Here is a 13780-nt window from a genome sequence, read left to right on the forward strand (position 1 = left end):
ACTTTTCACATTTTAGACACAATTGAATGCGCAAAAAAAACGACACTCCCATAGGAGCATCGTTCATTGTGTCACTTCGAGAAAACGGCGCGCTCGCCAGATGGTGAATCCAAAATAAAGGATCGACGTGCCACTAGCGGCCCACCACATGACGCTATAGAGCGGCGTCATCAAGTTAGCGAGACCGAACATTGCCGGAATGATCAATGTCAGCCAAGCGAGCACGAATGCGACCCGGGCCGTCAACCCATCAATTTGGCGCCCAAGACCCATGCCCATAAAGAACAGTCCCCACAGGAACGACCAGAACAACCAAGTGACGGCACCCATCGAGTCACCCGTCGTGAACGAGATCGTGGCATAAAAAAGCGCTGAAATCGAAACAAATAGCGAGAACCAACCGACGCCACGCCCGTCTAAGTCGAACAAAAATGTCACACCGACGTATAAATAGGTGAAGGCAAACAAATAAATACTCGCATAACCGAACACTTCCGCCGAACTCGCCCCAATGACGAGCCATGTCGCGATGAACGTCTGCAATAGTCCTGTGAAAAGACTGAATACACCCGCACTCTTGACGTCCACTTTCCCAAATAAGACGAGGCTGTTAATGAACAGTGCCACGCCACCAAATAATAAACTAATATTCCCCACACTCATTGCTCCTTCGTACAGATGTCTGACGTCTAATTTTATCTACGTCCACTGTATCGTGAATTCGCTTTCAGTGCAAGTGGAGAAATGGACGTTCACGGACTCGACAAACGTCACTCGTTTTCGAGTGTTTGAATCGCTTCATCGATTCGGTCCTGCTCGTCTTCTGTAAAAGTCGGGAATTGCGGATCGATGTCCTCTAGAACGTCAATCATAATCGTGGAGACAACATAACGGGCGTACCAGTCATCATCCGCCGGGAGCACAAACCAAGGTGCATGTTTCGACGCCGTATTCGATAACATATCCTCAAAAATATCTTGATAATCGTCCCAATGCTTTCGCTCTTCGACATCATTGAACGAAAACTCCCAATTCTTGGTCGGATCTTTCAGTCGTTCGAGCAGGCGGTCACGCTGGACTTCTTTTGAGACGTTAAAGAAAAATTTGATGACTTTAAATCCGTTTTCATCTAAATATTGTTCAAAGTCATTGATTTGGCGATAGCGGACCTTCCATACCGACACTTTGTCCTCCTCATCCGGGATGACCTCTTCTCCGAGCAGGTCATGGACGCGCGGGGCGATCACTTCTTCATAGTGAGACCGGTTCAAGATACCGACTTGGCCTCGTTCCGGCATGAGGTCATGCATCCGCCATAAGTAATCGTGTTTCTTTTCCGTGTCCGATGGTTTTTGGAACGCGTTCGTCTTCAGCCCTTGCGCGTTCAAGTTCGAAAAAATATAACTGATTGCCTCATCTTTGCCCCCGGCATCGAGTGCCTGCAAGACGACGACGACTCCTTTCTTCGACTCCGCGTAAAGCTTCCAATGCAACTCTTTCAATCGTTCGACGCTCTTTGGGATCAATTCATTCTGTAATGTCTCATCGGACGGACGATCTTGTATCGTGGTGGGGAAATCGCTCAGGCGAATCCCGTTGTTATGGTCAATGCGAAAAGATTGAATGTCCATATATCCTCCTTGACTCAATTAAATTCTAAGCACATCTCATATTTACCCTGTTTCGATTAAAAATAGCGGCACACAAAAAATCCTTTCCGCCGAAGCGAAAAGGATTAAATCACACTTAGTTGATACCGACCGCGTCGAATGACTTGGCCGCAGCGACCGCTTGCGTGCTCGTCGCACCGTGCAAGTCTTTAGCCGATTGGACGACTGCTTGGCGCAGGCTCGAGAAGTTCGAAGTCGGTGTCAAGTAGACGGTGAGAGCACGGTAGTAGATGTCCCCCATCTCCATGACGCCGATGCCTTGAACCGAAACGCCGTAATGTGAACCGCCGCTCGCTAGGAGATACGCCGCCTTGTTGACGATTCCTGAGTTGATATGGACGCCGCCGTTGTCCTGCGTCCCCGTGTAGCGGACCGAGTAGTGATCTGGGTCACCGTATGCTGCCGGATTCGACATCGAACGAAGACCATCCCCGGCCACGCCTGGTGTGTAGATGTCTTCCCCGACCAACCAGTCGAAGTTCGAGCCGACGCTATACTCCGCGACCGTACCGAAGATATCGGATACCGCCTCGTTGATGGCGCCCGATTCGTTCTGATAGATCAAACCTGCCGTATATTCTGTGACGGCGTGTGATAATTCGTGAGCGACGACGTCAAGTGCACCAGAGAGGTATGTGAACGTTTGTCCGTCCCCGTCACCGTACACCATCTTGCTGCCGTCCCAGAACGCGTTGTTGTAGCTGCGGCTATAGTGGACCGTCGAGTTGAGGGCCGCGCCGTTGTTATCGTAACTGTTGCGTCCATATGTGTTTTTGAAGAAGTCGTACGTTTTCGTCGCGTTGACATGTGCGCTTACCGCGGCCCGGTCGTACGTCGTGTTCAATACGTTATCGACATCGGCCCAGAGCGATCCTGGAAGCGTCGTCCGGTTTTTCGCGTCATACGTATAGATGCCTTTGCCACGTGTCGAGTCTTGAAGGTAGTAATATGAGCCACTCTTCGTCGTCTTGAACGTTTGGCTCTGTCCGAGAACGTCGATTCCCGTTCCCGTGAATGTCGTCCCGGTGACACCGTTCGTCGGTTTGGCGTGCGCCAATTGGTTGTATTTGTTCAACACTTTCCCGCTTGCCGCATCGATGAAGTACGTCCAGCGTGACGGCTCATCCGCTTCAAGAATCGTCCCGGTCACTTCATACGCGTAGGCTGCTTCTTCCCCGTTCGGATAGACGATGAGTTCAGCTGCTGGCTCAAGCTCGTATGCACCTTTATGGCCGACCAACGCTTTATAACGAGCGACCGCTTTTTGTTCATTCAGTTTGATCGATTTATGTAATCCTTTGAGTTGTTTCGTGTCATCGACGACTGTTTTCAACTGCCCATTGTTATCGACGACACCGACGACGATTCCGCCGAAGACCGGCACGCCGTCAACCGTCTGTTGTAATTTGACGACTTGTCCGACTTTGTCACGTTTCGATTCGAGCGTTTTGAATTCGCCTTTCGCCTTCGCGTATTCTTTGACGATTGTCGTCGGGGCCTCGTTCGATGGTTTCGTCAGCGTGCCCGACTTGAGTTCCGCCGCGCCGACAAGTTGTGGCACGAGCAAGACGCCTGCGATGAGTGATGTCGATAAAACTTTTTTCATATGTGTTTCCCTCCTTATGTGGTGTCTCCTACTTTACATAGTTTCCCACAATGAAGGTATCCAACTTTTTAATTATTTTGACAATTCAAATTATTAAGGCATTTGCACTAACCCATCATTTTCTCTAGTCGTATCAGCCGTAACAAAAAAGCGTCACCGTGGAAGGTGACGCCAGTCATCAATAGACATCTTTTTGTGTGAAATGGTAGAACGCATACGCTAGAGCCGCTAGCGACCACATGAATATGACGATGAGCGAGAACGGCAACGTCATCCCTTCAATCGGTGGGGCCTGCCCTTCAAGGTAGGTATGAAGACCGAAGTTGACGTTGACCAAATATTTCGAGCTGTCCCAATTTGACCCGAGCGACGTGAGGAGCGGTCCTGAAATAAGGACGGCCATCATGATCCCAATGCCGGTCGCCGTGTTTTTGACGATGACCGAGATCATGAGTGCGATTGTCCCAACGGCAGCGACGACGAACCAGGATAACCCGATCGACATGAGCAAGTATTGCCACATCGGGAGCGTATGAACGAAGTCGGTCGAGAATGTCCCGGTCGATGAGGCCTGGAATCCCGTCAGGATTGGCGCAGTCCATCCGTCCCAACCGAGCACGATACCAGAGATGGCATAACTGACGAACGCTGTGATAAAGATGAGAATCGACGTGTAAAGGAGCGTCGTCATCCATTTGGCGAGCAAAATCTTGAAGCGCCTTACCGGACGGGACAGCAACGTCTTAATTGTTCCGTCATTGTGTTCACCGGAGACGATATCCGCCATCAGGACGATGATGAAGAGCGGTAGCACGAGCGTCGTCCCTTGCGAGAAGAAGACACGCATGAACGTCGGGGCTCCGGGATAGTTCGGGTTGATATCGTTATCTAAGTAATATTGATTCTGTTGGACCTGGAACTCCAAGATTTGGCGGAACTCGTCCTGCACGTTCGCCGAAGCGAGCCGGTTTTGCGTATCAACGATTTCTTGCTGTAAGTCGACGCGCCAATCGATCGTCCCTTGTTCTTCGCGTTGTTTCTCGATTTGACGATAGTTCGCATACGTGAACATCGAGACGAGCACGATCAAGATGATGGAGACGACGAGGAGCCGTCGCTTCTTATGGATCTTCAAGACTTCATTTCGTATAAGGCCAAGGATTGACGGATTAGACAATATGGTCACCCCCAGTCAATGAGATAAATAATTCTTCGAGTGTCTGGACGCGTCGTTCGAGCCCGAACACGTCGACACCACGATCGAGCAAGTAGCGGTTCAAACGGGCCGTATCGTCAAGGTTCATCGAGACCCTTATCGTCCGTTCATCGACGACGTCGGCATGGTCAATCGATTCGAATCCGCGAACGATCGGCAAGACCTCAAAACTGTCGGCTACATGGACATCGACGGTCGATGCCAACTCATGAATCAATTCGTCGACCGTTCCGACCTTGACGATTTTCCCGCGTGACATGATGGCGACACGGTCCGCCAACAATTCAATCTCAGCCAAGATATGACTCGATACTAGCACGCTCAAGCCGGTCTCTTCGACGAGACGTCGGATGAAGAGTCGTAAGTCACGAATTCCCATCGGGTCGAGCCCGTTCGTCGGTTCATCGAGAATCAACACGCGAGGATTATTCAACATGGCCTGGGCGATACCGAGCCGTTGCCGCATCCCGAGTGAGTACGTCTTCACTTTATCATCGATCCGCGCCGTCAAATCGACGAGATCAATCACTTCTTGAATCCGAGCCTCATCAACTCCAGGCAACATTCGGGCAAAGGCGTTCAAGTTCTCACGCCCGCTCATGAATTTATACAACTCCGGGTTCTCCACGATAGCCCCGATTTGATTCATCGCCTGAACGAATTGTCGTTCGACACTGAACCCACAAATCGAGACGGTCCCATTCGTTGGCTTGATCAAACCGACAATCATTCGGATCGTCGTTGTCTTGCCGGCCCCGTTCGGACCTAAAAATCCGAATACTTCACCAGGGAACACATCGAACGAGATGTCATCGATGATTGTTTTCTTACCGATTACTTTTGTCAAATGGTCTATTTTCAATGTTGGTTGCATCATCTCACCTCTCCTACATTCTATCGGACTCAACCGCATCTGTCCTATTCGAACATTCACATAGGGCAGGTTCGTACTTATTTGATATGATAGTCTCATAGAAAGTGAGGGAATTACATGAAGAATGGGAAATGGTACTCGTTTTTAATCGGTTCTGTCTTCTTGACAGGCATCGCCTTGTACGGCTTATGGATCGGTTATCAAGATATCGTCAATCCACCGGAACGGACACTCTCGATTAGTGAAGACACGAGACCTGAACCGGTTGGTGACGTGTACGTCGCACTCGGAGATTCGTTGACGCGTGGGGTCGGATCGACGTCAGGCGCAGGCTACGTTCAACCGGTCGGCGAAGCGCTCGAAGAGAATGACATCCGGACGCAGAATTTGGCCGTCTCCGGCGCCCGGACGGAAGACTTATTGGCGCAACTCGAACAGCCGGAAGTACGACGCACGATTGAGAACGCCCGCTACATCACGCTCACGATCGGTGGCAACGACTTGTTCAACCGTGGGGAAAACGTCGACAACTTCGAATCGGTCGATATCGAACAAGTTGTAACCGATGCGAAGACGAACTTGAATGACATCTTCGAACAAGTTCGCGGATTGAACGATACGGCGCAAATCGTTTATATCGCCCTCTATAACCCGTTCCAAGAGAACGAGAACGGTGAGGCGTTCAATCAATTGATTCTCGATTGGAACGCCTCGGCCGCGACGTTCGGAAACGCGCAACGCATCGATGTGATCGATCCGTTCGCTTACGTCTCTGACGTCTCACGTGACCTTGCGACCGACCAGTTCCATCCGAGCGACCGGACATATGAGAAGTTAGCCGAGGACGTATTGTTCATCCTCGAATAAGCAACATGGCCTGATCGTCGCGATCAGGCCATTTTTCATCGTTCATATTTGACGAGCCAGTTCTCCCCGTCGCGCGTCATGGACGTTCCGTACCAACCCGCCTTCAACAAGGCGATCTGTTGCTCTGTATCGCCCATATCGAGCCATGTCGTTTCACCGGTTGGCCGCCAGTCGTCGTGCAATTCTTTCATAAAGATGTAACGCAACTTTCCTCCATACTTTTGTTTGAGGGCACCGACGCGAAGCCCGAGGGCGAACTTGTCCTTCAGACTCGGGATGTTGAATGGCGCCACGGTCGCACAGATGAGGTCGAATCGGCTACCATGTTCAAGTTCTTTCATAAGGATCTTGCCGAGATGCTGTTGAAGACCGTAGCCGCGGTAGTCCGGATGGACGTTCGTCACTTCTTGATACAAGATGCGGTCGAGTGCATCAAACGGATAACCGATGTCATATCCGAGATGCTCGTCATCGAGCGGCGGGATCAGAAGCGCGCGGAACGCGATTAACGCGCCTTTGTAATATGCGCCGATGAGCGTCCGGTCGGTCAACAGCTTCACGAACTCCTCAGTCGACAGAGACTGATAGTGGCTCCCTTCACTCATCTCGTCCATCACCGCCTGTTGTACTGCTTCGATTTCTTGTAAATCTGTCGGCGCCAAATACATGACCTCGATGTCGAGGCCGTTACAATCACCGCGCCACATGGTCGGACCCTCCGACGACATACGTCGCAGTCGTCAGACGCGCTAAGACAGATTCATCAACGTCGATACCGAGTCCTGCTCGTTCTGACAGTCGAATGAATGGTAGTTCGTACGCCAAGTTGCCGATATCTTCGGCGAAGCGGAGCGGTCCTGTCAATTCGACCGACTGGACGATTTTACTCGAAAAAGCGACGTGGAAGCCTGCACTCGAGGCGACCGACGATTCGACCATCGATCCAATTTGGCACTCGATCCCCGACATTTCGGCCATATGAACCAGTTTTTTCGCCGGATAAATGCCGCCGCATTTCATCAGCTTAACGTTCACTTTATGGGCGGCTTGCATCATCGTCAGTCGACGCATCTCTGGTACGCCTCTTACGCCTTCGTCAATCATGAGCGGGACCGATATTTTCCCTTTCACCTCGACCATCCCTTCGAAATCGTCGGCTTTGACCGGTTGCTCGACCCAGTCAATCTGGAATGGCTCGAGTTGCTTCATCGCCTGGAGCGTCTTGGCGGCATTCACCCAGCCTTGATTGACGTCGACCCGAATCGGGATGTCCTTTCCGATAGCCCGACGAACCGCCTCGACACGACGCACGTCTGAAGTGACATCGACGCCGACTTTCATCTTGACGGCTGTATAGCCTTGTTCGATTTGTTCGCGTGCCTCGGCCGCCATCGCTTCAGGTTCCCCGATACTCAAGACATGTGTGACCGGGAACGCGTCATGATATCGACCACCGAGCAGTTCATACACAGGCAGACCGAGTTTTTTCCCGACGACGTCATGACAGGCGATATCAAGCGCTGCCTTCGCCGCTGGAACGTCTCGGATGGCACGATCCATCATGTCATGAAGCCGCTCCATATGCATCGGGTTTTGTCCGATTAAAAGCGGTCCGAGCACATGTCGGATGACGCTAATCGTACTATCGAGCGACTCACCTGTGACGTGCTCGTCAGCAACGGCCTCGCCGTAACCGACGTGACCACATTCGGTCGTCAGTTTCACGATAACGGAAGGCATATCGTCATAACGATGATAACTGACAATGAACGGTACTTTTAACGGCAATCGAATCGCAAATAGTTCTATCTTCTCTATTCTCATATTTATTCTCCTTTACTTCATACGTGTCATTAGTTATATTGTCGTTAAATAGTCGCTAAATTGCAAGGAGGAGTTTTTGATGTCCATCCATATCGCCATCGTCGGATCGTACGAATTCGTGGAGACGATTCGCTCGCTCGGTTCACCAGAAGACGTCCGGTTTGTTTACCATCCGTATGAACATCCGCACGAAGCGGCGACGATCGCCCGAACACTTGGCTCGTTCGACGGTGTCTTTTTTTCCGGTTCGTTTCCGTTCACCTACGCGGCCCCCTACCTTCAGGACGTGGCGACCCATCACGTGGTCCAAGATGAGACGGTCCTGTTGACGACACTTCTGTATGCGACGCTCACCCACTCAATTTCTCTTGATCATTTATCCATCGATTTAGTCGAGCCGGAGCGCTTGACGTCAATCCTTGATTCGTTCCCGGATCGTGCCTCGACTCCTGCCGTGATGAAAATCGAACCGCATATCGCTTTCGAAGACGTGATCACTTTTCATGCGGGGCACCGGGCCAAAGAGGCGAAACTGGCCGTGACGAGCATCGAACAAGTTCATCGTCAACTCGTCCGCGATGGGTATCATAGTCTACTGATGATCGAACCACGCACCACGGTCGAGCGCCATCTTGATATGTTGATTCAGCGAATTCGACGTCAGCTTGCGGACGACGCCCAGTTCGCCATCATTCGCTTCGAGACCGGAGCCAAATCATTACTCGACCATTTGAAAGTGGTCCGCTATCTTGGAGGACATATCGAATCGACCGAAGACGGTCGCGTCACGTTGCTCACGACACGAGGCGAGGTCAACAACGCCCTCGAGGCGAGTACGCTCGCCCCACCAGGAGAATATCGAATCGGCATCGGCTATGGCACTCAGTATCAACAAGCATACGAACATGCTGAAATTGCCCGGTCAGCCGCGAGCAAAGAACGCATTCGAATTGTTGACGATTCAAAACGGTTGTCATTCCCCAATCGCGAAGATCACATCCCTTATCGCGTGACTGAAGCGTCGGTGTTTGACGTGATCAAACAAGCCGGGATCAGCCCGGTCAACATCGGTAAAATTATGCAGTTCTCAAAGCGCCGTCTCGAATTCACGGCGAAAGAGTTGACCGACCACCTCGCCGTCTCGAGACGAACGACGGAACGTCTCATCAAAAAACTGCACGATGCGCAACTGATTGAAGTGATTGGTGAAGAGATGAGTTACAACCAAGGACGACCGCGTGCCGTCTATAAATTCAATTTCCCGACCTGAATAGGCCGGGAAATTTTTCATTGTGCCGCTTGTTGTTCGAGCGGTGTTTCCACACTTTGCACAGCAATCCGCGCAATCGTGAAGCCTGTGAACGCATAGATGATCGAGATGACCGGAACGATGAAGTTCAAGATCGCGTAAGGCGCATATTCGAATGCCCCGACTCCGAGTGTCCCGAGAATGAACACCCCGCACGTGTTCCACGGGATGAACACAGATGTCAGCGTCCCGCCGTCCTCGAGCGCTCGGGATAGGTTTTTCGAGTGAAGCCCCATCTTTTCGTAGGCACCGGCAAACATGCGAGACGGGACGACAATTGAGATATATTGTTCCGAACACGTCGCATTCGTTGCCACACCAGCGAGAATCGTTGATGCAATCATCGAACCGGCCGTCTTCGCGAGTTTGACGATTTGATTCATAATCGATTGCAGCATCCCCGAGTACTCTAGAATACCCCCGAACGTCATGGCGACGATTGTCATTGAGACGGTGTACATCATCGCGTCGAGCCCGCCCCGGCTGAACAAGTTGTCGACGAGTTCGTTACCAGTATTAATTACATAGCCGCTCTGGAGCGCCCCGACGCTGTCCGCAAGCGAACCCCCTTGGACGATGACTTGCGCGAGAAAGCCGAGTGTGATTCCAACGACGAGTGCCGGAATGGCCGGTACTTTTCGCGCGACGAGAACGATGACAGCGAGCGGGATCAACAGTAGCCACGGCGAGATGACGAAGCTGTCCTGTAAGATACCCAGTGTCTGGACGATTTCAGAGGAATCCGTCGACGTCTCGCTGAATCGTCTTCCGAGCCACCAATAGGCGCCGAGCGCGATGACGAGTCCTGGAATCGTCGTGTACAGCATATGTCGGATATGTTCGAACAAGTTCGTGTGCGTCAAACCCGCCGCGAGGTTCGTCGTATCCGACAACGGGGACATCTTATCCCCGAAGTATGCCCCTGAGATGACCGCTCCGGCGACCATCGGTGCTGGTATCCCCATACTCAGCCCGATGCCCATCCCGGCGACACCGATCGTTCCCATCGTCGACCATGAGCTGCCAATCGAGAGCGCGACGACCGAGCAGATGATACAAATCGTCACGAGAAAATAGGCTGGTGAAATAATCGTCAATCCGTAGTAAATCATCGTCGCGACGACGCCTCCCCCGATCCAGGCACCGATCGTTAAACCGACTAAGATGATGATGACGACAGCCGGTAGTGCGAGCCGAATCCCTTTGTACATCATCTCCTCGATTTCTTTCCACTTGTACCCGTGTCGCCACGCGACGAGCGATGCGACCGCCGTCCCAACGATGAGCGGGATGTGTGGCCCTTGTTCCAATTTAACGATGGCTACGAGCATGACCCCGATCATGACTAGTAGCGGTAATACCGCCCAGCGAAGCTTCATGTCTACTTTGTTCCCCTGTTGTTCCATGTCTCTTCCTCCCCGATAGCGAAAAATTCAGAATTGTCGTTATATTGTCGCTAATAAGTAGATGATAACGCTTACATATAGAGTTGGCAATAAAAAAATGAACGGGCTTGTTCAGCACGTCCATCTAGTTCATTCATTCAGTTATCATTTGCGGCCCGTCGTAACGTGTCAGCGAGTAAAGCGGCCGCCTCCGGTAAGACATCACGGTCGAACGTCATGTGAGGATGATGGAGCCCAGGCGTCAAGTTCGCACCGATCCCAATCATCGTCGCATCAAGACTCGGTTGTTCGACAGTGTAAAAATGAAAATCATCACTGCCTGAGGTGATGATGCGGTCGACAAGCGCATGTTCCCCAAAGCGGTCGATAATCGCTTCAGCGGCATGTCGGCTCGAGCGTTCGCCAATTTCAGCACCTGGTGTGAAGTCTTGCCACTCCCAGTCGATGGTGACCCCGTGAAGGACAGCGATCTGTTGTAACATCGTCTCGACCCGGTCACGCAACGCCAGCAACTCCTTGTTTTGTTGTGCTCGGACATCGAGTGAGAACGTCGCGTTCCCGGGGATGATATTCAAATTGTCGCTACCGGCCTGGACACCCGTCAACTTGATCGAATACGGCTCGAACGGCGACAAGTACATGCTTTTTAACATCTGTTGAATCGTGAAGATGACATCTAACGCGTTCTGACCTTGATGCGGACGCGCACCATGGGCGTCATCGCCACTGACTTTGCCTTTTAAGAAAAATGCGGCTCCGTGTTGAATCGCAGCGGCATATTGTCCGCGCTGCAATTCCTCGAGCGGACGCAAATGGATGCCGTACAGCTGACTGACGTCTTTTAATGCCCCGTGTTGAATCATGGCGAGTGAGCCGTTCCCTTGCTCTTCCGCCGGTTGAAAAATGAAGCGAATCCGCTTCGATAGCGTCTCATGTCTCAACTCATCGAGCGCGCCGAGCACCATGCTGATGTTGGCGTCATGGCCACACGAATGGTTCGCTTGAAACGTACCGTCGACTTGTTGCCAAAGCGCATCGATATCGGCCCGAACGGCGATGACGTCGTCTCCTTTCCCAATCTCAGCGATGACCCCGGTCACGTCCACAAACGTCTCGTGCCGAACATCCCATGACGTCAAGATGTCGGCAATCGTCTTCGTCGTCTCTACTTCTTTCCAGCTCACTTCCGGATGGGCATGAAAATGCTCAAACCAGTTCAATACGTTCGTCGTCATGATCGATCCCCCATATGTACTTATATTTTTTTGACCCCTTTGATTAAGACCCATTGCAGTGGCAATCGAGCCCACGTGACCCATTTCGGGAGTGGCACTTTGCCAAGTTTCGACGGTTTGAGCGCCATATTGATATTGGCTGGGAATACCGCGATTAAGAAAGCAGGTAACGTCCCTTTCACGAAGCGCGTCCCTTTGTTCATGAGCAACAACACCCCATAGATGACCTCGATGACCCCACTTGCCTGCACCATGAACCGTTTAAACGGCCACGACTTCGGAATAATCGACATGAACGCCCGTTCCTGAACGAAGTGCATGACACCTGCCCCTAAAAATAACATCCCATATAGTTTACGAATCAACTGAACCCCTCCTTTTTTCTAAGCATAACAAAAAAGATGGGCTGTGTGCCCATCTTTACAGTGCGTCTCCATTCGCGTTTTGAATCTCGACATCGACCGTCTCGGTCTTGCCGTCACGAACGTATTCGATTGTGACCGTTCCGTCCGTATCGCGAATCAGTTCACTCCGCAGATCAATGAATGACGAGACCGCCTGATCGTTGATTTTCACGATGACATCGCGCGCTTCAAGTCCTGCCCGTGCGGCCGAACTGTTTGCCTGTACTTCGACGATGATCGTGCCCGCCGTCACCGACTCCGGCAATTTGATTTGCTCGGTCAAGTACCCCGGAGGGAACTCCGAAACGTCTCGAAGCGAGACGCCGAGCGATGGATGATTCACTTCGCCAGTCTGTTCGATTTGATTGATGAGCGGTAAGGCGATATCGACCGGGATCGAGAAACCGACCCCTTCGACCGAATCAGTCGCAATCTTCATCGAGTTGATTCCAATCAACTGTCCCGATTCGTTGATTAACGCGCCACCAGAGTTACCCGGGTTGATGGCAGCATCCGTCTGGATGACCTCGGCGTTAAAATCGGCTTGTCCATTCTCATCCGTATCAACCGGTACGAGACGTGACGTCGACGAGACGACACCGCGTGTGACCGAGTTCTCAAACTGACCGAGCGGGTTACCGATGGCGACGACGGTCTGCCCCGGTTTCAACTCGCTAGACTTACCAATCGAGATAACAGACGACACTTTGTCCGCGTCGACTTCGAGCACGGCCAAGTCGTACGTGGCATCGCTACCCATGAGTTTGGCGTCTGCCGTTGACCCGTCATTGAACGTCACGGTCAAACGATCGGCCCCGTTGACGACGTGATGGTTTGTAACGATATAAGCCGAGTCGCCGTCTTTCTTATAGATGACGCCCGAGCCGACCCCGGCCTCGACAGCTTCACTTGAAAAACCGTTTGACGCGAAATTATTCACTGTCACGACAGCCGGCTGTGCAGTTGCGACGGCATCAGTGACTGAGTTATCGGCCTTCGTCGATGTCGTTTGGACCGGTGATCCTTCCGACGTCACGTTCGTATCCGACACATTCGTCGGCATTTGATCGATGAACGGGAAAGCGATCGCGCCGGTCAACACGGCGCCGATGACACCGCCGACAAACCCAGGGAACATCCGCCCGACGAACGATGGTCGGGCTGGTTGCTCTGCGCGCGACGGTTGTTGTCGCTGTTCCGACGAGCCGAGCTCGGTATCGAGCCAATCCTCGCGTTGATTCGATTCATTTGATTCTGTTGGACGATCATTGTGTTCCATGTGTAATCATCTCCCATATGATGTTTCCTCTTTGTTCTACCCTTAGTATAAGAGGCCTAGTCATCGATTTGCGGAAATGAAGCATCGATT

At 51.8% G+C, this 13780-nt stretch carries 13 protein-coding genes; 2 read left to right on the top strand and 11 right to left on the bottom strand.

The annotated features are described in order from the left end of the window. Window positions 1-63: 63 nt before the first annotated feature. From EVJ34_RS01115 to EVJ34_RS01135, 5 genes are all read right to left on the bottom strand, one after another. Complete coding sequence (locus tag EVJ34_RS01115) at window positions 64-657, bottom strand: AmiS/UreI family transporter (RefSeq protein ID WP_131434203.1); 594 nt, start codon at window positions 655-657, stop codon at window positions 64-66. A gap of 113 nt (window positions 658-770) precedes the next feature. Beyond that, window positions 771-1631 carry a PPK2 family polyphosphate kinase gene (locus EVJ34_RS01120; protein ID WP_131484496.1) on the bottom strand — a complete coding sequence of 287 codons (861 nt, stop codon included), beginning with the start codon at window positions 1629-1631 and terminating at the stop codon, window positions 771-773. Window positions 1632-1746: 115 nt separating this feature from the next. Further along, a complete protein-coding gene (locus tag EVJ34_RS01125) occupies window positions 1747-3276 on the bottom strand; it encodes a M4 family metallopeptidase (protein WP_131484497.1) in 1530 nt (509 codons plus the stop codon). Between the two features lie 178 nt (window positions 3277-3454). After that, on the bottom strand, window positions 3455-4453 hold the full coding sequence (locus tag EVJ34_RS01130; protein ID WP_131484498.1) for an ABC transporter permease: 999 nt from the start codon (window positions 4451-4453) through the stop codon (window positions 3455-3457). Then, window positions 4446-5366 carry an ABC transporter ATP-binding protein gene (locus EVJ34_RS01135; protein ID WP_131434318.1) on the bottom strand — a complete coding sequence of 307 codons (921 nt, stop codon included), beginning with the start codon at window positions 5364-5366 and terminating at the stop codon, window positions 4446-4448. Before EVJ34_RS01135 ends, EVJ34_RS01130 begins: the two co-directional genes overlap by 8 nt. Before the next feature lie 117 nt (window positions 5367-5483). Here EVJ34_RS01135 and EVJ34_RS01140 point away from each other — a divergent pair, with 117 nt between their 5' ends. Further along, entirely contained in the window at window positions 5484-6233 is a 750-nt protein-coding gene (locus EVJ34_RS01140; protein ID WP_131434195.1) for a GDSL-type esterase/lipase family protein, read from the top strand. A 35-nt stretch (window positions 6234-6268) separates the two neighbouring features. Here EVJ34_RS01140 and EVJ34_RS01145 read toward each other — a convergent pair whose 3' ends face one another. Further along, on the bottom strand, window positions 6269-6940 hold the full coding sequence (locus EVJ34_RS01145) for a hypothetical protein (RefSeq protein WP_131484499.1): 672 nt from the start codon (window positions 6938-6940) through the stop codon (window positions 6269-6271). Next, a complete protein-coding gene (locus EVJ34_RS01150; RefSeq protein WP_131434191.1) occupies window positions 6927-8057 on the bottom strand; it encodes a mandelate racemase/muconate lactonizing enzyme family protein in 1131 nt (376 codons plus the stop codon). The genes EVJ34_RS01145 and EVJ34_RS01150 overlap by 14 nt, the downstream gene beginning before the upstream one ends. Window positions 8058-8136: 79 nt before the next feature. On the opposite strand from EVJ34_RS01150, the gene EVJ34_RS01155 reads away from it, so the two are divergent. Continuing rightward, window positions 8137-9327 (top strand): hypothetical protein, encoded by a 1191-nt coding sequence (locus tag EVJ34_RS01155; RefSeq protein WP_131484500.1) that lies wholly within the window; start codon window positions 8137-8139, stop codon window positions 9325-9327. 17 nt (window positions 9328-9344) lie between these two features. Here the strand turns inward: EVJ34_RS01155 and nhaC are convergent, their stop codons facing one another. The 4 genes from nhaC to EVJ34_RS01175 all read right to left on the bottom strand — a co-directional run bounded on the left by nhaC (window position 9345) and on the right by EVJ34_RS01175 (window position 13690). Next, complete coding sequence (gene nhaC / locus EVJ34_RS01160) at window positions 9345-10745, bottom strand: Na+/H+ antiporter NhaC (protein ID WP_201739915.1); 1401 nt, start codon at window positions 10743-10745, stop codon at window positions 9345-9347. 164 nt (window positions 10746-10909) lie between these two features. Then, window positions 10910-12007, bottom strand: a complete 1098-nt coding sequence (locus tag EVJ34_RS01165) for an amidohydrolase (protein WP_131484502.1) — start codon at window positions 12005-12007, stop codon at window positions 10910-10912. A gap of 20 nt (window positions 12008-12027) precedes the next feature. Further along, a complete protein-coding gene (locus EVJ34_RS01170; protein WP_201739908.1) occupies window positions 12028-12372 on the bottom strand; it encodes a DoxX family protein in 345 nt (114 codons plus the stop codon). Between the two features lie 55 nt (window positions 12373-12427). Continuing rightward, window positions 12428-13690 (bottom strand): S1C family serine protease, encoded by a 1263-nt coding sequence (locus EVJ34_RS01175; protein ID WP_131434183.1) that lies wholly within the window; start codon window positions 13688-13690, stop codon window positions 12428-12430. Window positions 13691-13780: the final 90 nt, after the last annotated feature.

The sequence above is a fragment of the Exiguobacterium sp. SL-9 genome, from assembly GCF_004336985.1.
Taxonomy (GTDB): Bacteria; Bacillota; Bacilli; order Exiguobacteriales; family Exiguobacteriaceae; genus Exiguobacterium.

Coding starts and splice junctions, on each gene's coding strand:
- EVJ34_RS01120 (WP_131484496.1), bottom strand. CDS start 1,631: ATGGACATTCAATCTTTTCGCATTGACCATAACAACGGGATTCGCCTG.
- EVJ34_RS01125 (WP_131484497.1), bottom strand. CDS start 3,276: ATGAAAAAAGTTTTATCGACATCACTCATCGCAGGCGTCTTGCTCGTG.
- EVJ34_RS01135 (WP_131434318.1), bottom strand. CDS start 5,366: ATGCAACCAACATTGAAAATAGACCATTTGACAAAAGTAATCGGTAAG.
- EVJ34_RS01140 (WP_131434195.1), top strand. CDS start 5,484: ATGAAGAATGGGAAATGGTACTCGTTTTTAATCGGTTCTGTCTTCTTG.
- EVJ34_RS01145 (WP_131484499.1), bottom strand. CDS start 6,940: ATGTGGCGCGGTGATTGTAACGGCCTCGACATCGAGGTCATGTATTTG.
- EVJ34_RS01150 (WP_131434191.1), bottom strand. CDS start 8,057: ATGAGAATAGAGAAGATAGAACTATTTGCGATTCGATTGCCGTTAAAA.
- EVJ34_RS01155 (WP_131484500.1), top strand. CDS start 8,137: ATGTCCATCCATATCGCCATCGTCGGATCGTACGAATTCGTGGAGACG.
- nhaC (WP_201739915.1), bottom strand. CDS start 10,745: ATGAAGCTTCGCTGGGCGGTATTACCGCTACTAGTCATGATCGGGGTC.
- EVJ34_RS01165 (WP_131484502.1), bottom strand. CDS start 12,007: ATGACGACGAACGTATTGAACTGGTTTGAGCATTTTCATGCCCATCCG.
- EVJ34_RS01175 (WP_131434183.1), bottom strand. CDS start 13,690: ATGGAACACAATGATCGTCCAACAGAATCAAATGAATCGAATCAACGC.